This is a genomic window from Mannheimia varigena (assembly GCF_013377235.1).
In the GTDB taxonomy this organism is placed as follows: domain Bacteria; phylum Pseudomonadota; class Gammaproteobacteria; order Enterobacterales; family Pasteurellaceae; genus Mannheimia; species Mannheimia varigena.
Genome location: NZ_CP016226.1, coordinates 787,357 through 810,609, shown reverse-complemented (window position 1 = coordinate 810,609; position 23,253 = coordinate 787,357). Strand labels below are relative to the sequence as shown.

The following is a 23,253-nucleotide window of genomic DNA, read 5'->3' as shown; positions in this document are numbered from 1 at the left end:
AAAATTTTGCAACTATGAAAGCAGTTAAAGACAGCGTTATTTACTTAATTGGGGAATTGGCTTCTAAGTCAATTCCTTTCTTGCTATTACCCTATTTTTCCCGAAAATTGGGCGTAGAGGGTTATGGTGAGCTTTCCTATTACCAAACTTTCTCCGCATTATTTGTGATTTTTATCGGACTCAGCCAAGATGGGGCAATCGCTCGCTACTTCTATTTTTATGGTAAGCGTTCTCTGAATTTAGTGCTGAAGACCGGCTATCTCTACACTGTAGTGATGGGCTCGCTAATTTTACTCGGTTGTTGGATTTTCAAGGCCGAAATGATTGCCTATGTGGCTATCGGGGCGATTTTTCAATCTTTCTTAAACGTGCAATTAAGTGTTCGCCAGTGCCAAAAACAGGCGATTTCTTACACTGCAATTCAGCTGATGTCAGCAATATTTTCCGCCATTATTACCGTGGCGATGATGGAATATTTTGATTCTGAGTTGGTCGAAAAACGGATTTTAGCGATTTTAGTGAGCAATGCCTTGGTCTTTTTCATCGCTTATCTGCTCTATGCTAAAAAGACAAAAACTAAAAAATTTAGCCTTGCTCGCCATAAAACCGCATTGCTTTATTTGCTTGGCTTCGGCGTACCGTTGATTTTGCACCATTCCAGTATTTTCATAAAAGGGCAGTTAGACCGTGTGTTTATCTACCATAAATTCAGTGAAGCGGATCTTGGTTTATATGCAATGGGGGCTCAAATTGCGATGATTTTGGCAATCGTGATTCATGCCTTAAATAAAGCGACTTTGCCCTATTTTTACGAAGCCCTGAAACAGAAAAAAATTAACGTGAGCCACATTCATAAATGGGCGTTTTATGCCTTATTTAGTGTACCAATCCCAGCTCTCATTATGTGGCTAATTCCGGAAAGTGTGGTGGTTTGGATTTTAGGTAATCAATTCGCTGGCATAAAATATTACATTATTCTGTTTTTAATTTCGACAATGCTGGTTGTGCCTTACTTGATTTTAGTGAATTATTTATTCTTTTACGGAAAAAATAAACTGATTTCATTCTGCTCGATTTTATCCACAATCTTTTATTTAGTGGCATTATTTGCCTTAACATTGACCAAAATAGAATATATTCCTTTTGCGAGCATTATTGGAGCTGTGTCAATTATTCCAATTCTCTATGTAATGACCGCAAAAGTAGGAAAAACCGTATGAATTTAATTATTTGTTGTACGCCTTTGCAAGTGTTGATTGCTGAAAAAATTATTGAAATGCACCCGAATGAGGAATTTTTCGGGGTGATGTTTTTCACAGTCAAAAATGCAAAATTTGATTATTACCAAGAGCGTTTAGCGAAAAAATGTAGTCAATTTTTTGCAATGCAGCAAAATATTGAACGGATTCAATTATTAAAAGAGATTATCTACTTAAAGCGGAAATTTGGTAGTAGGCAATTTGATAAGGTTTTTTTGGCTAATATTAATGAGTTGGAAATTCAATTTGTATTAAGTGCAATTAAGTTTAATACACTTAATACTTTTGATGACGGCACGGCGAATATTGTCAAACAAAGTATTTTTTATCAAGCAGAAGAGCAGGGGCTGAACCGCAAAATCATTAATACTCTGTTAGGAAATAAATATAGTTTAGAGAAACTGAAAACGCTTTCTAAAGCTCATTATACACTATATAAAGATTTCCCGAATATTATTGAAAACACCATTTATGTGGATTTAATGATAGGAAAAAATATTACAGAAGCTAAAAGCCAAAGTGACGAAGTAGTCAATATTTTGTTAGGGCAGCCGGTTTTTGAGCGTGAAGATGATAAAAATATTGCCTTGGCTGAAAAAGTGATTGAGCGATTTAATATCCAGCGTTATCTGCCTCACCCTAGAGAAAAATATCAGTTAAAAAATGTAGAATATATTCATACAAATTTGATTTTTGAGGATTATATTTTTCAAGAGTTTAGCAATAAAAAATGTCGGGTTTACACCTATTTTAGTAGTGCTGTTATCAATATTCTAAATAAAAGCCCAAATATTGAAGTGATCTCATTAAGAGTAAATGTGGATAATCCGGCCTATCTTGCTAGCTATGATTTACTAGAAAAGCTAGGTGTAAATATTATTGATATTAGAGAATAAAATGAAAAAATATTTAATTTCATTAGAGAAAGATGTACAAAGACGTGAACTTTTCTTTTCTCAATCAAATACGGCAGATTTTGAAGTATTTAATGCCATTAATACGATGAGTAGTGATTGGGCGGTTTTAAATACCCGTTTTGATTTGGCAAAATTTGAGCAGCATTATGGGCGAAAAACGACTAAAGGCGAAGTCGGCTGTACATTAAGCCATTTAGCGATTTATCAAAAAATTGCTCAAGATAATTCTATTTCAAATGAAGATTACTGTCTTGTTTGCGAAGACGATGCTTTATTTGCAGCTGATTTTCAACAAAATTTAGATAGCTTATTAGCTCAAGATTTAAAAGCCGATATTATTTTAGTTGGGCAATCCAAAATCCCAAGTTTTGATAATATGGAATTAGAAATTAATTACCCGACAACCTTTGGCTTTTTACAAAAACAAGTCGAGAATAGTCAGTATAAATATGCTTATCCATATCGTAATTATTTTGCCGGCACAGTTGCATATTTAATTAAAAAATCGACTGCTTATCAGTTTTTAACACAGGCGAAAATGGATCGCCCTTACTGGTTGGCTGATGATTTTATTTTATTCGGCAATCAGTTTAAATTCGATATATTAATTGTTCGTCCATTAATGGCGATTGAAAATCCCACTTTAATCAGTAATTTAGAAGACTTACGAGGTTCGCTTAATAATAATTTATTCAAAAAAGTGATGAAATATCCTCTGAAAAAATTATTAGCAATTAAACGTAATCTTTCTTCAAATTTATAATAGGTGTGTAATGTCTGCACTGTTTAATCTATTTTATATTTATGACCCTTGGTTCTTCCACTTTTTGCGAATGGCATTTGTGGTTGGGTTATTGGCGTGTGCTTATTTAGCAATCCAAGTTATCAGAGGGAAATCTAACGGGATTATTATTCCGAAAGATAGTCTGATTGCGATTTTTGCATTAATTGGTTTTAGCGTTATTCCGTTATTAATTAACGGGACAAAGGAAATCGGTGTATTGGCAATGTATGTCAAAATGCTGATTTTATTTCTTTTCGGTATTGCGGTTTATAATATTTTCTATCGCAAGGAAAATGGTCGATCTTTGTTTGTACGAGATCTTAAAATAGGCATTAGCATTCAATGGATTTGTGGCGTAGCAGCATTATTAGGTGTGCCGTTGATGGTGGATTTTCTGTTATCCAGTAATGCAATGATGCCTCGCTTTTTCGGCTCAGAGCAAGAGTATCGTTTATACAATATTACCTCATCAGCTTTTTTCCAATTAAGTATTTTTTATTTAATGCTGCTGCATTTTTTATTGGCTTATAATAAAAAAACAGACTCAGTCAATGAGTGGTTTTTATTTTTGATTTTATGTGTTGGTTTGATTTCAGGTAGAACCTTTTTGCTTATTTCAGTAATCAGTATTGCAATTTATTTTAAATGGAAATATATCTTGCCATTAATTGCTTTTACTGCATTAATTCTATTTTTAGCGATTGTATTTCCGGAAAATCGTTATGTAGAGCACGCATTAGAACCTGTAATTAATTTATTATCCGGCACAGGAAAGGTAAGTTCTTCCACTGATAATTTAGTAAAAAACCATTTATTTATTCCAACCCTTAGTCAGTTTATTTCTGGGGACGGATTATATTACACTGAAAAAGGCGGTTATTATGGCGGCTCTGATTCCGGCTATATTCGCCAGGTGTTATACGGTGGTTTATCCTATATGTTCGTCTGTTTTGCATTTACTGCTTATTTTGTGCGAAAAGTGGCGATAAATTGGTTTGATGGTAGTTGGATTTTCACGCTTTCCACATTGGGTATTTTCGCTATTTTAAATATTAAAGCTGACACCTTTGCTTATCCGGGGATTATGTTTGTTTTATTAATGTTTTTATCTTTATTTGGAACAAGCGGTCGGAATTTAATATTATTTTGCAAAAACAAAGAGGCAAAAAATGTTTAGTATTATCGTGCCATCTTATAATCGTAGTGAAGAAATTAAGGCTCTACTGGAAAGTTTAAAACAGCAAACGGTTTATAATTTTGAAGTGGTGATCGTTGATGACTGCTCCAAAACGCCTGTTACTGTTAATGAAGATTATCCTTTTGAGGTTAAAGTTATTCGTAACAATCCAAATGTTGGGGCTGCACAAAGCCGAAATGTCGGAGCGAATAGTGCCAGCCGAGAATGGCTGCTGTTTTTAGATGATGATGATCGTTTTATGCCGGAAAAATGTGAGCGATTAGCGACCGAGATTGTCCAAAATCCAACCGCAAATTTCATTTACCACCCGGCAAAATGCGAAATGGTAAACGAAGGCTTTAGCTATGTGACTACGCCCTTTAAACAGAAAAGCGAGCTCACGAAAGAAAATATCCTCAGAGCGAATAAAATTGGTGGAATGCCGATGATTGGCTTGAAAAAAGAGCTATTTTGCAAAATTGGCGGATTATCTGACCGCTTGCGTTCGCTGGAAGATTACGATTTCTTGCTGAAGCTGTTGGAAGAATCGAGTTTTGAGCCACTTTATATTGATGCCGCTTTAACGTATTGTACATTCCACACCAAGCGTTCCAGCGTTTCAACCGATACTACAAATACTGAAAAAGCGATTGAATATATTCAACAAACTTATATTCAAACCCCTGAGCAAGCGAATAATTTTAAATTAAATTCACTTTATATTTTAAGTTATCCGCATATTATGAATTTATCTCGCAAGGCGGCAGGCTATTATTTTGAGATGTTCAAACAGACAAAAAATATTAAACAGCTAATTATTGCCGCTGCGATTTTAATTTCGCCGAAATTGGCGATTAATTTAAAAAGGTTTATTTAATGAAATTTTCTGTTTTAATGTCGTTATACATTAAAGAACAGCCGCAATATTTAAGAGAATGTTTTGACAGCCTCAAAGCCCAAACTCGCCAAGCCGATGAAATCGTGCTCTGTTTTGACGGAGCGGTCACGCCGGAACTTGAAGCTATTGTGGACGAATACGCTGCTATTTTGCCGATAAAAGCAGTGAAATTCCCGCAAAATCGAGGTTTGGGTAAAACACTAAATGAAGGCTTAACCTATTGTTCAAACGAATGGGTTTTCCGTATGGATACGGACGATATTTGCTTGCCAGAACGCTTTGAAAAGCAAGTGGCGTTTATTGAGCAAAATCCTGATGTGGTGATTTTCGGCGGGCAAATTGCTGAATTTGGACAGAATATTGAAGATATCGTGGCGTATCGCAACGTGCCGACAACGGCGGAAAAGATTGTGAAATTTACCCGCTTGCGTTGCCCGTTCAACCATATGACTGTGGCGTATCAAAAATCCAAAGTGCTGGAAGTAGGCGGCTATCAAGATTTACAAGAGGATTACTACTTGTGGATTAAGCTGATTGCTCAATTCAAGCAAGTAGCAAATTTACCTGAGGTGCTGGTTTACGCCCGAGTAGGCAACGGAATGGTCGGCAGACGCCGTGGAATGGCTCAAGCCGAAGCAGAATGGCGTTTATATAAATTGAAAAACCAGTGTAAAATCCACGACCCGATTTCAGGTTTAGCCGTTTTCCTAATGCGAGCCGTACCACGCTTGTTACCACTTTCCGCCTTGAAAGCGGTGTATGGGCTGTTGAGGAAATAGAAAGAAAACCACAGATGTTACTCTGTGGTTTTTTATTATTGATTTTTCAAAATCTCATTCATCAATTGAATATCAATATGGCAATAACCCGTTGGGTTTTTGACTAAATATTCCTGATGATATTCTTCGGCAGGGAAATATTGCTCCAGCATTTCGTTTTCAACCGCAAGTGGTTTGTCGAACTGAGTTTGTAACTCGGCAAGGGCTTGGCTGATTACCGGCTCATCTTGCGGATCGACATAATAAATCCCAGTGCGGTATTGAATGCCGATGTCACCACCTTGTTGGTTAATGCTTACTGGATCAATCACTTTAAAGAAGTAATCCAATAATTTTGCAAGGCTGATTTGGTTAGCATCGTAAGTGACTTTTACCACCTCAGCATGTCCGCTACCGGCGCACACGTCTTGATAACTTGGGTTGTCTGTGCTGCCGTTGGCGTAGCCAGATTGAGCTTTAATCACGCCTTTAATGCGCTGCATAAAAGATTCAACGCCCCAGAAACAGCCCCCAGCTAAATAAATTTCACGAATGTTTTGCATATTTGCTCTCCTATAACCCTTGAATTTAAAGCATTGTAAAAAAATAGCTGAAATTATACCGCTTGTAAAACACAATAATATATATTTTACCGATTTCAATTATAGATAATTGCATTTTTTACAAGATTTTTTACGCAAAAATAGGTATAGTATCGCCACTTTTTTAACTTCATTTTATTAGAGGTCTTATGGGTACGCTTAATAGCCTTTTAGGCATTATTGTTTTACTATTTATCGCATTTTTATTTTCGAGCAATAAACGTTCAATAAATGTGCGTACAGTGTTAGGAGCATTGGCATTGCAAATTGCGATTGCGGCATTGGTACTTTATGTGCCAGCAGGTCGTGATGCGTTAAATGCAATGGCAAGCGGTGTTTCTAAAGTTATTTCTTATGGTAATGAAGGTATTTCATTCCTATTTGGTGGCTTAGTCAGCGACAAAATGTTTGAAGTCTTTGGTGGCAGTGGCTTCATCTTTGCTTTTCGTGTGCTTCCTGTGATTATTTTCTTCTCGGCACTTATTTCATTGCTTTATTACATCGGGGTAATGCAATGGGTAATCCGTATTTTAGGTGGTTTATTGCAAAAAGCTCTTGGCACATCTAAAGCAGAATCTATGTCTGCGGCGGCGAATATTTTCGTTGGTCAAACCGAAGCTCCACTTGTGGTAAAACCCTTTATCAGCAAAATGACTGAATCTGAACTCTTTGCGATTATGTCGGGGGGGTTAGCTTCTATTGCAGGCTCAGTAATGGCAGGTTATGCAGGAATGGGTGTGCCTTTAACCTACTTAATTGCAGCATCATTTATGGCAGCTCCGGCAGGTTTATTATTTGCGAAAATTATGGTGCCACAAACAGAAACGTTCCGTGATGAGTTAGAGGCAGTTGATTTAGAAAAACCGGCTAATATTCTTGATGCGGCTGCTTCAGGTGCGTCATCAGGTATGCAACTAGCCTTAAACGTAGGGGCGATGTTGATTGCTTTCGTAGCGTTAATTGCCTTAGTGAATGGTATTTTAGGTGGTATTGGTGGCTGGTTCGGCTATGACTCATTAAACTTAGGTCAAATTTTTGGCTGGATATTCAAACCACTTGCTTGGGTAATTGGCGTTCCTTGGGAAGAAGCTGAAATTGCAGGGCAGATGATTGGTCTAAAATTAGCGGTTAATGAATTTGTAGGCTACTTAGAGTTTGCAAAATATTTAGCACCTGAATCAGCCATTCAGTTAAGCGATAAAACCATCGCAATTATTACTTTTGCACTTTGTGGTTTCGCTAACTTCAGTTCTATTGCTATTTTAATCGGTGGTATCGGTGCAATGGCTCCAAATCGCCGTGGCGATATTGCTCGACTTGGCATTAAAGCCGTAATTGCAGGTTCACTGGCGAACTTAATGAGTGCGACTATTGCAGGCTTATTTATCGGCTTAGGCGGTGCAGTTTTATAATCTGAATAATGAATAAAACCACTAGAAATAGTGGTTTTATATTTTTTTATCTAGCGTAAACGGTTGCTTGAAATTTGTCTATTTACAAGCGGTCAGATTTTTATAAAAATTTACTGAATCATTCATTTAATTAAAAAGGAGAATCGTATGAGTCTAAAAAATTCAGCTGAGATTGCACTTTCTTTAATGGATCTCACTACATTAAATGACAATGATACAGACGAAAAAGTTATCGCACTGTGTGAGCAGGCTAAAACCGATTTTGGTACACCGGCAGCAGTATGTGTTTATCCTCGCTTTGTACCGATTGCACGTAAAACCTTGAAAGCAAAAGGCATTGAGCAAGTAAAAATTGCGACTGTTACTAACTTCCCACACGGTAATGATGATATTGATATTGCCATTGCCGAAACCAAAGCTGCGGTGGCTTATGGAGCAGATGAGGTTGATGTAGTATTCCCTTATAAAGCGTTAATTGCAGGTAATGAACAGATTGGTTTTGAATTAGTTAAACAGGCTAAAGCGGTATGCCAAGAGAAGAATGTTTTACTTAAAGTGATTATTGAAACGGGCGAGTTAAAATCAGAAGAACTCATTCGTAAAGCAAGTGAAATTTCAATTCGTGCCGGGGCAGATTTCATCAAAACTTCCACAGGTAAAGTGGCAGTAAATGCAACGCTTGAATCGGCTCGCATTATGCTTGAAACAATTCGTGATTTAGGCGTGGCGGAAACCGTAGGCTTTAAAGCCGCCGGTGGGGTAAAAACCAGCGAAGAGGCAGCGGAATATCTAGCTTTAGCTCGTTCCATTTTAGGCTCGGATTGGGTTAATTGCTCACATTTCCGTTTTGGTGCATCAAGTCTATTAGGTAATCTGTTAGCAACATTAAAAGGCGAGCAGCAACAAGCTGTTCAAGGTTATTAATTATTCATCATAAGAGGAAAATAAAATGGCAACTCCACACATTAACGCACCTGAAGGTGCTTTTGCAGACGTTGTATTAATGCCGGGCGATCCGCTTCGTGCAAAATATATTGCTGAAACCTTTTTAGAAGATGTTAAGGAAGTAACTAATGTACGCAATATGTTAGGTTACACCGGTACTTATAAAGGTCGTCGCATTTCTGTGATGGGACACGGTATGGGTATTCCATCTTGTTCGATTTATGCTAAAGAGTTAATTACGGAATATGGTGTGAAAAAAATTATTCGTGTCGGCTCTTGTGGTGCAGTGCGTAGCGATGTTCGCATTCGTGATGTTATCATTGGTTCAGGTGCTTGTACGGATTCTAAAGTAAATCGTATTCGCTTCCGTGATAATGATTTTGCCGCCATTTCAGACTTTGAAATGACATTAGCCGCATATCAAGCGGCACAACAAAAAGGCGTGAATGTTCGAGTAGGGAATTTATTCTCAGCAGACTTATTCTATAGCCCAGATGTTAAAATGTTTGATGTGATGGAAAAATACGGCATTTTAGGTGTGGAAATGGAAGCTGCGGGTATTTATGCGGTAGCAGCGGAATATGGTGCGAAAGCATTAGCGATTTGTACCGTTTCAGACCATATTCGTACAGGCGAGCAAACCAGCTCGGAAGAGCGTCAATTAACTTTCAATGAAATGATTGAAATTGCGTTAGAGTCAGTACTGATTGGCGACAAACAATAAGCGGTCATATTTCTAAAATTTTTTGCAAAACCCTAACAATGCTAACGTTAGGGTTTTTTGTTATTCTTAAGTGAATAAAAACTCAATTTTAGTGAATTTATATTCAAAAATAAACTTGAGTTTAGCCGGAAATAACCTTAGACTACGACCTAATACAAGCGACAGATAGAAGGATTTTTAATGAGCAAATACAAAATTTTTGTTGATGGGGCAGTTGGCACAACAGGGCTACGCATTCACGAACGTTTGAGTGCAGCAGAAGATATTGAACTTTTGACTTTGCCTGACGAACTACGAAAAGATCTGAATGCCCGAGTACAAAAAGTGGCAGAGGCTGATTTAACTTTCCTCTGCTTGCCTGACGATGCTTCGAAAGAATTAGTAGCAAATGCCCCAAAAAATGCCCGTATTTGCGATACTTCCACCGCTCATCGAGTGAATCCTGATTGGATTTATGGCTTTGCCGAATTAAGCGGACAACGAGAGAAGATCCAACAAGCCAAGCGTGTCGCCGTGCCGGGCTGCCACGCCACGGGTTATATCGCCTTGGTTCGCCCCTTGGTGGAAAATGGTGTTTTGCCGGCGGATTATCCCCTCAGTTGCCATTCACTAACCGGCTATTCAGGAGGCGGAAAAGCGATGATCGCCAATTATGAAAATGCAGAAAGAGCAGAAGAATTTAATGCTCCTCGTGTTTACGGCTTAGCTTTAAAACACAAACATTTGCCTGAAATGCAAGCCCTCACCCAAATGCAAAATCCGCCGATTTTCACCCCCGTGGTGGCAGATTTCTACAGCGGAATGTTGGTTACTGTGCCACTGCCGATTGTAGCGTTACAAGCGGTCAAATCTGGCGAAGAAATTGCAAATCTATTCGCTGATTATTACCAAAACCGCAACTTGATCACCGTTCACCCATTCCAAACTCTGCCTGAAGATGGAATGCTCGCCGCCAATGCCTATTCAGGAAAGGACAGCCTTGAGATTTTTGTCTACGGCAATGAAAGCCAAATTTTACTTGCTGCTCGTTTTGATAATTTAGGCAAAGGAGCATCAGGAGCAGCGGTGCAGTGTATGAATATAATGTTGGGGAGAGAGGAAACCTCGGGGTTAGAAGTTTAATCATCAACTCCCCTCTTTTCTAAAGAGAGGAACTAGATAGTGAGAAAAATATGCAACTACAAGAAATCAACCAATTCGCAAATTTATTAGAAAAATCCACCGCTTGTCTTGCCAAGTGGCAAGATAAAATCATTGTGGTGAAATACGGCGGTAATGCAATGATCAACGAGGAACTGAAGAAATCGGTAATGGCAGATATTTTGCTGTTAAACCGACTAGGCGTGAAAGTGGTGCTAGTGCACGGCGGTGGGCCGGAAATTTCGCAAGGGGTGAAATTGCTTGGTAAAGAGCCGCAATTTATCAACGGTTTGCGTGTGACGGATAGCGACACCATCAACGTTGTGCTTCAAATGCTGGCAGGTAAGGTGAACAAAAGTTTGGTAGCATTGCTTAAAGGTAAAGGCATCGGCTTGTGTGGCATTGACGGGGCTATGTTGCAGTGCAAAAAACTCGAAGGCGAGGTAGATTACGGCTTCGTAGGTGATATTGTAAACGTGAATCCGCAAGTGATTGACATTGCCCTAAACGCAGGCTTGATTCCAGTGATTTCAACCGTGGGCGTTGATGAAAACGGACAAGCGTACAACATCAACGCAGATACGGCAGCGAGTGAAATTGCGATTGCCTTAAATGCAGCGAAATTAGTTTCAATGACCGACATCGCAGGATTATTGCGAGATCGCTTTGATGAAAGTACGCTGATTCCAGAAGTGGAAGTGAGTGAAGTACAGGGGTTGATCGACCAAGGCATTATTGCTGGCGGAATGATCCCGAAAATTGCCTGCTGCACCGATTTCATCAACGCCGGCGGCATTGAAGCGAACATTATTGACGGACGCATTGACCACGCTATTTTAGTGGAGCTGTTCGGCGGCAAAAACGGCACTCGATTTTATAAGCAATAGGATAAAAAATGACAACTTCGAACAACATCAAACAGTTAGATAAAGATTACATCGCCCAAACTTACGGCAGATTTGACCTTGCCCTGTCGCACGGCAAAGGCTGCGAGGTGTGGGATTTTGAAGGCAACCGCTATTTGGATTTCACCAGCGGCATTGGCGTGAATAGCCTTGGCTGGGCAGATGACGATTGGCTACAAGCAGTTGTGAACCAAGCCGGAAAATTGCAACACACCTCAAATCTGTTCTTCACCGAACCCTCAAGCCAACTTGCAAAAAAATTGGTGGCAGCAAGCGGTTTAAAACGGGCATTTTTTTGCAATTCAGGGGCGGAAGCGAATGAAGGAGCGGTGAAAACGGCTCGTAAATATAGCCACGATAAATACGGAGCAGGGCGTTCAACCATTTTAACTTTAGTGAACTCTTTCCACGGACGCACGATTTCCACCCTTGCCGCAACAGGGCAAGAGGTATTCCACCAACATTTCCACCCTTTCACGGACGGTTTTGAATATGTGCCAGCGAACGAAATTGAGGCTCTCAAAACTCGTTTAAACACCAATGATGTGTGCGGTATTTTGGTTGAAGTGGTGCAAGGCGAAGGCGGCGTTTGCTCGCTTGATAACGACTACTTGCAAGCGGTGCAAGCCCTCTGCCACGAAAAAGATATCGTCTTTATTATTGACGAAGTGCAAACCGGCATTGGGCGAACCGGCACAATGTTCTCTTACCAACAATTCGGCTTGCAGCCCGACATCGTGAGTTTGGCGAAAGGCTTAGGCGGTGGCTTGCCGATTGGCTCGTTCCTACTCGGTGAAAAAGTGGAAAATACCCTCGGCAAAAGCGACCACGGATCAACCTTTGGCGGCAATCCTGTGGCTTGCGCAGGGGCGAATGTGGTAGTGGATAAAATCAACGCTGATTTCTTGGCGGAAGTGCAACGAAAAGGGCAATCGCTACAAGCAACACTTGCCGCTCTTCCAAAAGTGAAATCGGTTTCAGGTCTAGGTTTAATGCTTGGTGTGGAATTTGAAGATGGCGTGTTAGCTTCTGATATCGTGGCAAAATGTATCGCTAAAGGTGTGCTGTTTTTAACGGCGAAAAGCAAGCTACGTTTGCTCCCACCGCTCATCATTTCTGATGAACAAATTGCTCACGGAATGCAAGTGCTAAAAGAAGTGCTGGAAAGCGAGTGATTTTAGAGAAGAAAGGCTACACAGTGTGTAGCCTTTAACATTTTATTTGGGTTTAAATTAGGAAATAAAAACACTTATCATTAGTAAGTTGTTGATTTTATTCGTTTTTTGATGTAAGTCAAGTCAGGGGTACTTCTTTTGAGTTAAAGTTAATTTACTTAATTTTCGTGGGGGAAATTATATGAGTGATTTTAACTTAAATCGTCGTCATTTTCTGAAAACTGCCTCTGCAACAAGCCTAGCGGCGGCATCTGGTCTATCTCTTCCTTTCTCAGCTAAAGCTGAATCTATTCCTGTTCAAAATACAAGTGATGAAAAAGTCGTTTGGAGTGCTTGTACAGTAAATTGCGGTAGCCGTTGTGCATTACGCATGCATGTTAAAGATGAACGTATTACCTATGTTGAAACTGATAATACAGGAACTGAAACCTACAATCTCGATCATCAAGTTCGAGCCTGTTTGCGTGGACGTTCAATGCGTCGCCGTGTGTACAATCCTGACCGATTAAAATATCCGATGAAGCGTGTTGGCAAGCGTGGCGAAGGTAAGTTTGAGCGAATTACTTGGGACGAAGCCTTAACAATCATTGCAGATTCTTTAAAGAAAAATATTGCCAAATATGGCAATGAAAGCATCTATCTAAATTATGGTACAGGGACTCTAGGTGGCACAATAACAAAATCTTGGCCACCAGGTTCAACATTAGTTGCTCGTTTAATGAACTGTATTGGCGGTTATTTAAATCACTATGGCGATTATAGTACGGCACAAATTGCAGTGGGCTTAGATTATACTTACGGCGGTGGTTGGGCATTAGGTAATGGAATGGCTGATATGGAAAATTCCAAATTGATTGTGCTATTTGGGAATAATCCAGCCGAAACTCGAATGAGTGGTGGTGGTTTAACTTACTGTATTCAGCAGGCCAAAGCAAAATCTAATGCGAAATTAATTATTATCGATCCTCGCTATACGGATACAGGGCTGGGTAAAGAAGATGAGTGGATTCCAATTCGACCAGGGACTGATGCCGCGTTAGTTTCTGCCTTCGCTTATGTATTGATTACCGAAGATTTAGTTGATCATCCTTTCCTTGATAAATATTGTGTTGGTTATGATGAAAAAACATTACCAGCCTCAGCTCCGAAAAATAGTCATTATAAAGCCCATATTTTGGGGCAAGGGGAAGACGGTATTGCAAAAACCCCGGAATGGGCGGCTAAAATCACAGGTATCCCAGCTGATCGTATCGTGAAATTAGCTCGTGAGATTGGCTCTACAAAACCGGCTTGTATTTCACAAGGTTGGGGACCGCAACGCCGTAGTAATGGCGAAATTCTTTCTCGTGCTATTGCAATGTTGCCGATATTAACTGGAAATGTGGGGATTAGTGGCGGTAATACAGGAGCTCGTGAAAGCTCTTATGGCGTACCTTTTGTGCGTATGCCAACATTAACCAATCCGGTAAAAGCCAGTATTCCAATGTTCCTCTGGACAGATGCGATTTTCCGTGCAACAGAAATGACGGATAAGACAGATGGTATTCGCGGCGTAGAGCGTTTAACCGCACCAATTAAGGTTATTTGGAATTATGCTAGTAATTGCTTAATTAATCAGCACGCAGAAATTAATCGAACTCACGAAATTCTACAAGATGATTCTAAATGTGAGTTGATTATTACCATTGATAACCATATGACATCAACCGCAAAATACAGTGATATTTTGCTTCCTGATTGTACGACATCAGAGCAAATGGATTTCTGTTTAGATGCGTTTACTTCGAATATGAATTACCTCATTTTTGCTGACCAAGTAGTGAAGCCGCCATTTGAATGCCGCAATATCTACGATATGTTGAGTGATTTGTCAGAAAAATTAGGGGTGAAAGAGAAATTTACTGAAGGTCGTACACAAGAAGAGTGGTTGCGTCATATTTATGAACAATCCCGAGCTCAGCTACCTGAATTGCCTAGCTTTGAAGAATTTAGAAAACAAGGGATCTTCAAAAAAGTTGATCCTAACGGTTTCTATATCGCCTATAAAAATTTCCGTGAAAACCCAGATGCAAATCCACTAGCTACACCGTCAGGTAAGATTGAAATTTATTCTGAACGTTTAGCAGAAATTGCGAAAACTTGGGAGTTAGACAAAGACGAGGTTATTCATCCATTACCGATTCACGTTGATAGTTTCGAGCATTATGGTGATCCACTAATGGAAAAATACCCTCTACAAATGTGTGGTTTCCACTATAAAGCCCGAACACACTCTACCTATGGCAATGTTGATGTGCTGAAAGCAGCTACGCCACAAGAGGTTTGGATTAACCCAATTGATGCAGAGCCTAGAGGCATTAAAAATGGCGATATGCTGAAAATTTTTAATGATCGTGGTGAAGTGCATATTAATGCCAAAGTGACTCCTCGTATTATGCCGGGAGTTGTGGCATTAAGTGAAGGTGGTTGGTATGCACCGGATAATAAAGGTATCGATCATGGTGGTTGTGTCAATGTGCTGACTACCCAGCGTCCATCACCTTTAGCCAAAGGTAATCCACAACATTCTAACTTAGTCCAAGTTGCAAAATTATAGAGGTGAGCTATGGAACAATATGGTTTTTATTTTGATTCTGAACGTTGTACCGGCTGTAAAACTTGTGAGTTAGCTTGTAAGGATTACAAAGATTTAGGAACAGAGGTGAATTTTCGCCGAATTTATGAATATGCAGGTGGTAATTGGATACAAGATGGAAATGGTTGCTGGAATCAAGATATTTTTACCTATTATATGTCGATTTCCTGTAACCATTGTGATGATGCAGCTTGTAGTAAAGTGTGTCCAACTGGAGCTATGCACAAAAATGCTGATGGATTTGTCATTGTTGATGAGGAAAGATGTATTGGCTGCCGCTACTGTAGTATGGCTTGTCCTTACAATGCTCCGCAATTTGATGTGAAAAAAGGGCTAATGACGAAATGCGATGGCTGTTATTCACGAGTGAAAGATGGAAGTAAGCCAATTTGCGTAGATGCTTGTCCGCTACGTGCATTAGATTTTGCCCCAATTAAAGAGTTGCGTGAAAAATATGGCAATCAAGCCTCTATTGCACCATTGCCATCTGCTGAGTTTACCAAGCCGAATTTGGTGGTGAAACCGAATAAAAATGCACGCTCAAGTGGCGATAAAACAGGCTTTTTAGCCAATCCAAGAGAGGTGTAATATGAACGGACTACACGAATTACCTTTAATTGTTTTTACTGTACTTGCACAATCCGCAGTTGGCTGCTGGCTATTATTGAGTTTTGTGCTATGTCGCAATAATTCGGAGCAGAGCCACTCGTATATTCATAAAGTGATGTTTATTCCGCTTGTTTTATTAGCTCTCGGTTTTGTGGCATCTGCACTACATTTAGGCTCTCCTCTGCGAGCATTTAACAGCCTAAATCGTATTGGTGAGTCAATGCTCAGTAATGAAATTGCCAGTGGGGCAGCTTTCTTTGCTTTAGCTGGTTTATATTGGTTATTAGCGGTGTTAAATAAAATGCCAACAGGATTTGCAAAAATTTGGTTAATTTTGACCGCTTGTGTGGGCTTGATTTTTATGTATATGATGAACAATCTTTATCATATTAGCACCGTACCAACGTGGAATACCGTATTTACCTCGTGGCAGTTTTACTTAACGGTGATAATTGGCGGTAGTGCATTAGCTTACGTTCTATTACACTCTAATCCTCATCGAGAATACTCGTTCTGCTATTATCCTTGGCTATATGTTATCGCCATATTTCTAGCTGCTATTGTGGTGCTTGATCAAGGTTTTGGATTAAGCCAAATCCATAGTTCGGCAGCACAAGCGGTCGATTTGGTGCCAGATTATGCAATTATGCACGTAGTTCGATTATGTCTATTAGGTTTAGCAGGTATTTTATTATTTAAGGGTAAAAATACAATGCTTTTAGGAATGGCACTTATAATAGTGCTATTGGCTGAAATGATTGGCAGAACCGTGTTTTATGGATTACATATGACCGTTGGAATGGCGGTAGCAGGGTAAAAATAAAGGGCGGATATTCGCCCTTTGAGCATTTTTTATATTCGAGGTGGTATGGATAAAGCATTATTAGAATGGATTTCTTTAAGTGGACGATTGTTAGGAACGCTATTTTATTATTCGCCAAATGAGCAGCAGGCCCAAACAGTGTTATCACTATTCTCTGAGCCAGAGTGGGAACAGCAATGGTCAATTCAGCATTCGGAAATTCCTGCGTTAATTGCTAAAGGGCTGAAACAGAATATTTCTAGAGATTATCAAGCACTATTTATTGGTCCAAATGAACTACTCGCACCACCTTGGAGTTCAGTATATTTAGATAAAGAGCAGGTGAATATAGAGATTATCTCATCACAACTCTATCGGTAATGAATATGCAAGGCAGAAATGAACAATATTATGAGGCATATTTAAATCATAAACAGATTTCAAGGCGAGGGCTATTACGAACACTCTTCCACTCTATAAATAAAGGGCAGAAAGAGCATAATTCTCGTTTAGCTTATCGTCCGCCTTTTGCCGCAGAAGAACATCTATTTCTAGTTGCTTGTACTGGTTGTGGAGATTGCATTCAGGCTTGCCCACATAATTTAATTCAAATTCAGCGACAAAAAGCTGTTTTAGAGTTAGATTATATGAGTTGTAGTTTATGTGGAAAATGTGCTGAAAGTTGTTCTACTAATGCTTTAAATATTGCCTTCAAAAGAGATACTGAGCTTCGCCCAAGTTTTTCTAATGAATGCTTAGTGAAACAAGCTCAATTTTGTACTATGTGCCAAGATAAATGCCCTCAGCAAGCTATTTCTGAAAATTTAGTCGTGAATGATGAATTATGTAATGGTTGTGGGGAATGTAAGATAAGCTGCTTTTTATCAGCAATTCAACTGGTTTAATCTTTCAAAAAAATCAGCACCTAAATGGTGCTGATTTTTTTATGTTCTACGAACGTTTCATAATCTCAAAAAACTCTTCGTTGGTTTTTGCCATCATTAATTTATCAATTAACCATTCGATAGCGTCCACTTCATCCATAGGATTGAGCACTTTACGTAGCATCCAGGTTTTTTGTAGCTCATCGGCTGCCATTAACAAGTCATCTTTACGCGTGCCTGAACGGTTAAAGTCAATCGCAGGGAAGATACGGCGTTCAGCAATACGACGAGATAAATGTAATTCCATATTACCTGTACCTTTAAATTCTTCAAAGATAACCTCGTCCATTTTCGAACCGGTATCCACAAGGGCAGTCGCGATAATGGTTAAGCTGCCGCCTTCTTCCACATTACGAGCGGCACCGAAGAAACGTTTTGGACGATGTAATGCGTTTGCATCCACACCACCGGAAAGAATTTTACCTGACACAGGGGTTACTGTGTTGTAAGCACGAGCAAGACGGGTAATAGAGTCTAATAAAATCACCACATCTTTTTTATGTTCAACCGAGCGTTTGGCTTTTTCAATTACCATTTCAGCTACTTGAACGTGGCGGGTTGCCGGTTCGTCAAAGGTAGAGGCAATCACTTCGCCACGCACGGTACGTTGCATTTCGGTTACCTCTTCCGGGCGTTCATCAATTAAGAGAACGATCAATTCACATTCAGGGTGGTTAGAGGTAATGCTTTGAGCGATATTTTGTAGAAGAACGGTTTTACCCGCTTTTGGAGGCGCTACGATTAATGCACGCTGACCTTTACCGATAGGAGCCGCTAAATCTAGGATGCGAGCAGTTAAATCTTCTTTTGAGCCGTTGCCACGCTCCATTTTCAAACGAGAATTTGCGTGTAGAGGGGTTAAGTTCTCGAATAAAATTTTACTACGAGAGGCTTCAGGTTTGTCATCATTGACGGAATCCACTTTTAACAGAGCAAAATAACGTTCGCCTTCTTTTGGTGGACGGATTTTACCTTCGATTTTATCCCCGGTTTGCAAGTTAAAACGGCGAATTTGACTCGGTGAAACGTAAATATCATCAGGTCCGGCTAAGTAAGAACTATCTGCAGAACGCAAGAAACCAAAGCCATCAGGCAAGATTTCTAACACGCCTTGACCAAAAATATCCTCACCACTTTTTGCGTGTTGTTTGAGAATGGCAAAAACAATGTCTTGTTTACGTAAACGGGCTAAATTTTCTAATCCCATTTGGTTTTCACCCATTTTAACAAGATCAGAAACGGGGGTATTTTTTAATTGAGTAAGATGCATAATTTGAATATTAAATTTATGATTAAATAAGATTGGATTATTTGATTAGATATTGATAAGCACATAAAAGATGGGCGAAGAATACCGTAACCATCGGAAAATTGCAAATTTTTTATAAAAAATAACCGCTTGATTATATAAAGCCATCTTTAAATGGATATATTAATATTTAAAGATGGCTTTAACATTTGGTTATTCAATTCCTGTCGTGACAGTAAATGAACGGCTTTCTTTTGGCGCTAACATAATTAGCGAACCATTTTTTTGTGCTGAAAGAAAGCCTTCAGGGCGGCAAGTCGCAGGTAAAACAAAAGCTCCGACTTGTTGATCTGCATTATATAAAATCCAGCGAGTGGCATAATTAAATTGATCTGATGAAAATGTAGCTAGATAATTATACCCTTTAGGTGAGTGCATACGATATTCCAACTTTTCTTGATATTGCTGCAAATTATCCATAAAGAATACAATTTCAGGATTATACATTTCATCATTTTCTAATGCTGATAAAGTATATTTTCCTTGCTTGATTTCTTCATTAAAAGCTAACCATTGTGGCGTTGGTTTTACGTGTGCTGGAATCGTTTGACGTAATTGCACGGCATTATCTGGAATATTTTGGCTGAATGTGGCTCCATGCTCATAGCAGTAATTCATATGACACATATATTGTAGTGGCATTTCAACACTTGCTAGATTGGTCACCTTCATATTAATATCAAAAAGTGTACTATCTGCCGGTAATACAACTTCAGGCTGAGCTAAGTAATGGTCGCCAAATCCTTTTACGTATTCAAATTCTCCCCCAACGCCTAATTTATTATCTTCAATGAACAACCAAGCTTTGTTCATTTCTGCACAAGGCATTTCACCGTGTAATGGATGATCATCTTCTGGACTAGGACATCCATTACGAATAAGTCCGGAGTGGAAGGCGAAACAACCGTAAGTATCAATAATGCTTGTACCACGTTTCGGTTCGCTAAACATATTTTTCATTGTGAGTGTTTGCCCCAAGAATTGAGCATCCCAAATAATTTGCCCATAAAAGGGTAATACAATAATAAACCCTTTACTGTTAATAAGTTTAATCGCTTCAATAGCCGAATTATATTTAAAAGCGATAGCACTTAGATGATCATTTTGAAAAATGAGACGTTCTTCGGCTGTAAATTGTGATTTACAAAGATAAATATAGTTTTTCATTTTATTTTTCCTCATTTTCTTTTAATTTGCCGTAAAAATAGTAACCAACATATGCAAAACAAAATAGTGGTACGATGAAGGCAAGTTGTAGCGAGCCTAGAGTATCTGAAACATAGCCATGAACAGCGGGCACAACAGCTGCACCAATGATCGACATAACAACAACAGCACCACCTACTTCTCGATGTTCTTGAGATACAGTACCTAATACAGAAGCGTAAATTGTTGCCCAACAAGGTCCAAATAGTAAGCTGGCAAAAATAGCGGCATAAACAGCAGAGAAATCATGAACAAATGCGGTATAAGCTAGAGTAATTACCCCCAAGATTGAATACCATAATAAAACTAAGTCGGACTTAAATTTAGTCATTAGGAAGTTGGCGACAAATTTACCAATGAAAAATCCTATAAAGCTATAGACCATATAGTCGGAAGCGGCACGTTCATTCATATTACTTAAGTTTAAAGCAAGGCGAATAGTGAATGACCATACAGCTACTTGCATTCCTACATATAGGAATTGAGCAATAATTCCTTTTTGGAATTTTTTATTTGAAGCTAAATATTTTAATGTATCTGTAATTTTTACTTCTGATTTTCCAGCTTCAATAGCTGCTTTACATTTTGGAAATGGAGTGAGTAAGAATAAGGCTGTTACAGCAATGAGAACAAATATTAAATATTTATACGGTTTTAAAGTATGTTCTAGCATTGATAATTTGAATGCGTGAATCTGTTCTGGTGTCATCCCAATCATTTGCTCTTCAAGGCTTGCTCCCTCTTGGAAAATAAGATATTTGCCAAGTAAAATACCTGCAATTGCACCGATTGGGTAGAAGGTTTGGCTGATATTTAAACGTAAAGTTGCATAATCTTTATGACCAATCATTGAACTATAGGTATTAGCGGAGGTTTCTAGAAAACTAAGCCCAATAGCTATAGCGAAAATAGCTGCTAAAAACATTGTATAAGTGGCCATGTGTGAGGCTGGATAAAATAGTGAACAGCCGCCAATATATAAAACTAGTCCAATAAGAATGGCAATTTTATAACTTGTTTTTTTAATTACTAAAGAGGCTGGAATTGCGATTAAGAAATAGCCACCATAAAATGCGCTTTGGACTAATGCACTAGCAAAATCACTTAATATAAATACACTTTTAAATTGAGTAATTAGAATATCATTTAAACTTGCTGCAGCTCCCCAAAGCGGGAATAGGCAAGAAAGCAAGATAAATTGGAAAATAGGGGTTTTGTTGAGATAACCATCTGGCATTTGTTGAATATCTTTCATGGTACTATTCCTTATTTTAAAGATTGTAAGAACTGTTCAAATTGAACTTTGTCCGGGTAAGAGGTTTGTGTGCCTTGTCCTGTAACACTATAAGCTGAGTAGGCCGATGCCATTTGCATTGCTTGTTCTACATTTTGAGTTTGAATATAAAAATGAGCGAAACAACCTATAAAGGCATCGCCTGCACCGCTAGTATCAATAGCATTGACCTTATGAGGAGGAATGTGAGTTACTTTATCTTGATGGAACCATACAGAACCTTTTTCACCTAAAGTTACAATGAGATTTTTTAAACCTTTTGCAAATAAACAATTTGCAGCTTCTTGAATTTGCTCCATAGTTTTTACAGGCATGCCTGTTAGAATCTCTAGTTCAGTTTCATTTGGCATAAAGAAATCACATTTACAAGCATAGTGAATATCTAATGATTTACTTGCCGGTGCAGGGTTAAGAATTACAGGAATGTTATATTTATTGGCAAAATCAATTGCGTAATAGACAGTTTCTAAAGGAATTTCGAGTTGTAGAATAATAAGCTTACAGACTTTTAATTGCTTTTCTGCACGGTCAATATCTTCCGGTTTCAAACAAGCATTTGCACCTTTGATAATTAGGATTCGATTTTGCGACGATTGATCTACAAAGATAGGGGCTACACCACTAGAAACTCCCTCTACTTTTTCAACAAAATCGGTATTAACACCATATTGTTGGAAATTCTTAATCGTATTTTCAGCAAACATGTCATCACCAACTTTAGTGATCATCATAACTGAAGCACCTAATTTAGCAGCTGCAATAGCTTGATTAGCCCCTTTACCCCCACAGCCTATTTTAAAGTCTGGGGCTTCAAGTGTTTCTCCCATTTTTGGCATATCTTCAATATAGCTAATTAAATCCACCATATTAGAGCCAATTACTGCAATATCCATAAATTTCTCCTTATCATTGAATTATGTTAAAATAATAACAAAATTTATTTTTATTTATTGTATTACAATAAAAATGTTATAAAAGTGACAAAGATCACAGTTTTTAAATTTTTTTTAAGTATCATATAAAAAAGTAAAAATAGTCACATAAACGTAATATTAGGAGAAAATTTATGTCATCTTACAATCTTGCCAGATTTATTGATCACACAGCCTTAACGGCAGAGAAGACAGAGTCAGATATTCTGAAACTTTGTGGGGAAGCAGTAGAAAATCATTTTTTTTCTGTTTGTATTAATTCTGCATATATCCCTCTAGCTAAGCAAAGGCTAGAAAATTCAGATGTTAAAATTTGCACAGTTGTTGGTTTCCCTCTTGGAGCTAATTTATCTTCTGTAAAGGCTTTTGAGGCGAAAGAAGCTATTAAAGCTGGGGCGGAAGAAATTGACATGGTTCTGAATGTAGGTTGGGTAAAATCAGCAAAGTGGGCTGAGGTAAAATCGGATATTCAAGCAGTTTTGGATGCTTGTGATGGAGTATTATTGAAAGTTATTTTAGAGACTTGTTTATTAACACAGGATGAAATTATCAAAGCTTGTGAGATTTGCCGTGAATTGAAAGTAGGGTTTGTAAAAACATCGACAGGCTTTAATAAAGGAGGAGCTACTGTTGAAGATATTGCCTTGATGCGCCAAGTTGTTGGGGATAATATTGGAGTAAAAGCATCCGGTGGAGTTAGGGATACTGAAACGGCTGTTGCAATGATTAATAACGGTGCAACCCGAATTGGTGCGAGTGCGGGGATTGCTATTATCAATGGTTTAAAGGACAATAGTAGCACCTATTAACGATTAATAAGAGCCTG

23 protein-coding genes are annotated in these 23,253 nt (G+C 38.6%); 18 read left to right on the top strand and 5 right to left on the bottom strand.

What is annotated here, in order from left to right; genetic code table 11:
- Positions 1-14 precede the first annotated feature (14 nt).
- The 6 genes from A6B40_RS03625 to A6B40_RS03600 are packed head-to-tail and all read left to right on the top strand — an operon-like array spanning position 15 to position 5,814.
- A complete protein-coding gene (locus A6B40_RS03625; protein ID WP_176671603.1) occupies positions 15-1,220 on the top strand; it encodes an oligosaccharide flippase family protein in 1,206 nt (401 codons plus the stop codon).
- Complete coding sequence (locus tag A6B40_RS03620) at positions 1,217-2,155, top strand: glycosyltransferase family 52 (protein WP_176671602.1); 939 nt, start codon at positions 1,217-1,219, stop codon at positions 2,153-2,155. Before A6B40_RS03625 ends, A6B40_RS03620 begins: the two co-directional genes overlap by 4 nt.
- A gap of 1 nt (position 2,156) precedes the next feature.
- A complete protein-coding gene (locus A6B40_RS03615; RefSeq protein ID WP_176671601.1) occupies positions 2,157-2,939 on the top strand; it encodes a glycosyltransferase family 25 protein in 783 nt (260 codons plus the stop codon).
- 10 nt (positions 2,940-2,949) lie between these two features.
- On the top strand, positions 2,950-4,137 hold the full coding sequence (locus A6B40_RS03610) for a hypothetical protein (protein ID WP_176671600.1): 1,188 nt from the start codon (positions 2,950-2,952) through the stop codon (positions 4,135-4,137).
- On the top strand, positions 4,130-5,014 hold the full coding sequence (locus A6B40_RS03605; protein WP_138317185.1) for a glycosyltransferase family 2 protein: 885 nt from the start codon (positions 4,130-4,132) through the stop codon (positions 5,012-5,014). Before A6B40_RS03610 ends, A6B40_RS03605 begins: the two co-directional genes overlap by 8 nt.
- The gene (locus A6B40_RS03600; RefSeq protein ID WP_176671599.1) at positions 5,014-5,814 is read left to right on the top strand and encodes a glycosyltransferase family 2 protein; all 801 of its coding nucleotides are present in this window, start codon (positions 5,014-5,016) and stop codon (positions 5,812-5,814) included. Before A6B40_RS03605 ends, A6B40_RS03600 begins: the two co-directional genes overlap by 1 nt.
- Positions 5,815-5,849: 35 nt before the next feature.
- On the opposite strand, the gene msrA is transcribed toward A6B40_RS03600, so the two are convergent.
- Positions 5,850-6,356, bottom strand: a complete 507-nt coding sequence (gene msrA, locus A6B40_RS03595) for a peptide-methionine (S)-S-oxide reductase MsrA (RefSeq protein ID WP_176671598.1) — start codon at positions 6,354-6,356, stop codon at positions 5,850-5,852.
- A gap of 188 nt (positions 6,357-6,544) precedes the next feature.
- Between msrA and A6B40_RS03590 the strand changes: the two genes are divergently transcribed.
- From A6B40_RS03590 to napF, 11 genes are all read left to right on the top strand, one after another.
- Positions 6,545-7,807, top strand: a complete 1,263-nt coding sequence (locus A6B40_RS03590; protein ID WP_176671597.1) for a NupC/NupG family nucleoside CNT transporter — start codon at positions 6,545-6,547, stop codon at positions 7,805-7,807.
- Positions 7,808-7,954: 147 nt separating this feature from the next.
- On the top strand, positions 7,955-8,731 hold the full coding sequence (gene deoC, locus A6B40_RS03585) for a deoxyribose-phosphate aldolase (RefSeq protein WP_176671596.1): 777 nt from the start codon (positions 7,955-7,957) through the stop codon (positions 8,729-8,731).
- Between the two features lie 25 nt (positions 8,732-8,756).
- Entirely contained in the window at positions 8,757-9,476 is a 720-nt protein-coding gene (gene deoD, locus A6B40_RS03580; protein ID WP_176671595.1) for a purine-nucleoside phosphorylase, read from the top strand.
- Between the two features lie 180 nt (positions 9,477-9,656).
- Positions 9,657-10,598 carry an N-acetyl-gamma-glutamyl-phosphate reductase gene (gene argC, locus A6B40_RS03575; protein WP_176671594.1) on the top strand — a complete coding sequence of 314 codons (942 nt, stop codon included), beginning with the start codon at positions 9,657-9,659 and terminating at the stop codon, positions 10,596-10,598.
- Between the two features lie 50 nt (positions 10,599-10,648).
- Entirely contained in the window at positions 10,649-11,503 is an 855-nt protein-coding gene (argB, locus tag A6B40_RS03570) for an acetylglutamate kinase (RefSeq protein ID WP_176671593.1), read from the top strand.
- A gap of 8 nt (positions 11,504-11,511) precedes the next feature.
- Entirely contained in the window at positions 11,512-12,696 is a 1,185-nt protein-coding gene (locus A6B40_RS03565) for an aspartate aminotransferase family protein (protein WP_176671592.1), read from the top strand.
- 181 nt (positions 12,697-12,877) lie between these two features.
- Positions 12,878-15,292: a DmsA/YnfE/YnfF family dimethyl sulfoxide reductase gene (locus A6B40_RS03560; RefSeq protein WP_176671591.1), complete on the top strand. Its 2,415-nt coding sequence runs from the start codon at positions 12,878-12,880 to the stop codon at positions 15,290-15,292.
- Between the two features lie 9 nt (positions 15,293-15,301).
- Entirely contained in the window at positions 15,302-15,919 is a 618-nt protein-coding gene (locus A6B40_RS03555) for a DMSO/selenate family reductase complex B subunit (RefSeq protein WP_176671590.1), read from the top strand.
- A 1-nt stretch (position 15,920) separates the two neighbouring features.
- Positions 15,921-16,757 carry a DmsC/YnfH family molybdoenzyme membrane anchor subunit gene (locus A6B40_RS03550; RefSeq protein WP_176671589.1) on the top strand — a complete coding sequence of 279 codons (837 nt, stop codon included), beginning with the start codon at positions 15,921-15,923 and terminating at the stop codon, positions 16,755-16,757.
- 51 nt (positions 16,758-16,808) lie between these two features.
- On the top strand, positions 16,809-17,123 hold the full coding sequence (locus A6B40_RS03545) for a molecular chaperone TorD family protein (RefSeq protein ID WP_176671588.1): 315 nt from the start codon (positions 16,809-16,811) through the stop codon (positions 17,121-17,123).
- A 5-nt stretch (positions 17,124-17,128) separates the two neighbouring features.
- Positions 17,129-17,647 (top strand): ferredoxin-type protein NapF, encoded by a 519-nt coding sequence (gene napF / locus A6B40_RS03540; RefSeq protein ID WP_176672313.1) that lies wholly within the window; start codon positions 17,129-17,131, stop codon positions 17,645-17,647.
- A gap of 46 nt (positions 17,648-17,693) precedes the next feature.
- Here the strand turns inward: napF and rho are convergent, their stop codons facing one another.
- The 4 genes from rho to rbsK form a co-directional block, all read right to left on the bottom strand.
- Positions 17,694-18,956 carry a transcription termination factor Rho gene (rho, locus tag A6B40_RS03535; protein ID WP_176671587.1) on the bottom strand — a complete coding sequence of 421 codons (1,263 nt, stop codon included), beginning with the start codon at positions 18,954-18,956 and terminating at the stop codon, positions 17,694-17,696.
- Between the two features lie 192 nt (positions 18,957-19,148).
- A complete protein-coding gene (locus tag A6B40_RS03530) occupies positions 19,149-20,162 on the bottom strand; it encodes an aldose 1-epimerase family protein (RefSeq protein ID WP_176671586.1) in 1,014 nt (337 codons plus the stop codon).
- A 1-nt stretch (position 20,163) separates the two neighbouring features.
- A complete protein-coding gene (fucP, locus tag A6B40_RS03525; RefSeq protein WP_176671585.1) occupies positions 20,164-21,456 on the bottom strand; it encodes an L-fucose:H+ symporter permease in 1,293 nt (430 codons plus the stop codon).
- Positions 21,457-21,467: 11 nt separating this feature from the next.
- Complete coding sequence (gene rbsK / locus A6B40_RS03520) at positions 21,468-22,388, bottom strand: ribokinase (protein WP_176671584.1); 921 nt, start codon at positions 22,386-22,388, stop codon at positions 21,468-21,470.
- Between the two features lie 173 nt (positions 22,389-22,561).
- Between rbsK and deoC (A6B40_RS03515) the strand changes: the two genes are divergently transcribed.
- A complete protein-coding gene (gene deoC / locus A6B40_RS03515; RefSeq protein WP_025217755.1) occupies positions 22,562-23,236 on the top strand; it encodes a deoxyribose-phosphate aldolase in 675 nt (224 codons plus the stop codon).
- The last annotated feature ends 17 nt before the right edge of the window (positions 23,237-23,253 follow it).

Coding starts and splice junctions, on each gene's coding strand:
- A6B40_RS03625 (WP_176671603.1), top strand. CDS start 15: ATGAAAGCAGTTAAAGACAGCGTTATTTACTTAATTGGGGAATTGGCT.
- A6B40_RS03620 (WP_176671602.1), top strand. CDS start 1,217: ATGAATTTAATTATTTGTTGTACGCCTTTGCAAGTGTTGATTGCTGAA.
- A6B40_RS03615 (WP_176671601.1), top strand. CDS start 2,157: ATGAAAAAATATTTAATTTCATTAGAGAAAGATGTACAAAGACGTGAA.
- A6B40_RS03610 (WP_176671600.1), top strand. CDS start 2,950: ATGTCTGCACTGTTTAATCTATTTTATATTTATGACCCTTGGTTCTTC.
- A6B40_RS03605 (WP_138317185.1), top strand. CDS start 4,130: ATGTTTAGTATTATCGTGCCATCTTATAATCGTAGTGAAGAAATTAAG.
- A6B40_RS03600 (WP_176671599.1), top strand. CDS start 5,014: ATGAAATTTTCTGTTTTAATGTCGTTATACATTAAAGAACAGCCGCAA.
- msrA (WP_176671598.1), bottom strand. CDS start 6,356: ATGCAAAACATTCGTGAAATTTATTTAGCTGGGGGCTGTTTCTGGGGC.
- A6B40_RS03590 (WP_176671597.1), top strand. CDS start 6,545: ATGGGTACGCTTAATAGCCTTTTAGGCATTATTGTTTTACTATTTATC.
- deoC (WP_176671596.1), top strand. CDS start 7,955: ATGAGTCTAAAAAATTCAGCTGAGATTGCACTTTCTTTAATGGATCTC.
- deoD (WP_176671595.1), top strand. CDS start 8,757: ATGGCAACTCCACACATTAACGCACCTGAAGGTGCTTTTGCAGACGTT.
- argC (WP_176671594.1), top strand. CDS start 9,657: ATGAGCAAATACAAAATTTTTGTTGATGGGGCAGTTGGCACAACAGGG.
- argB (WP_176671593.1), top strand. CDS start 10,649: ATGCAACTACAAGAAATCAACCAATTCGCAAATTTATTAGAAAAATCC.
- A6B40_RS03565 (WP_176671592.1), top strand. CDS start 11,512: ATGACAACTTCGAACAACATCAAACAGTTAGATAAAGATTACATCGCC.
- A6B40_RS03560 (WP_176671591.1), top strand. CDS start 12,878: ATGAGTGATTTTAACTTAAATCGTCGTCATTTTCTGAAAACTGCCTCT.
- A6B40_RS03555 (WP_176671590.1), top strand. CDS start 15,302: ATGGAACAATATGGTTTTTATTTTGATTCTGAACGTTGTACCGGCTGT.
- A6B40_RS03550 (WP_176671589.1), top strand. CDS start 15,921: ATGAACGGACTACACGAATTACCTTTAATTGTTTTTACTGTACTTGCA.
- A6B40_RS03545 (WP_176671588.1), top strand. CDS start 16,809: ATGGATAAAGCATTATTAGAATGGATTTCTTTAAGTGGACGATTGTTA.
- napF (WP_176672313.1), top strand. CDS start 17,129: ATGCAAGGCAGAAATGAACAATATTATGAGGCATATTTAAATCATAAA.
- rho (WP_176671587.1), bottom strand. CDS start 18,956: ATGCATCTTACTCAATTAAAAAATACCCCCGTTTCTGATCTTGTTAAA.
- A6B40_RS03530 (WP_176671586.1), bottom strand. CDS start 20,162: ATGAAAAACTATATTTATCTTTGTAAATCACAATTTACAGCCGAAGAA.
- fucP (WP_176671585.1), bottom strand. CDS start 21,456: ATGAAAGATATTCAACAAATGCCAGATGGTTATCTCAACAAAACCCCT.
- rbsK (WP_176671584.1), bottom strand. CDS start 22,388: ATGGATATTGCAGTAATTGGCTCTAATATGGTGGATTTAATTAGCTAT.
- deoC (WP_025217755.1), top strand. CDS start 22,562: ATGTCATCTTACAATCTTGCCAGATTTATTGATCACACAGCCTTAACG.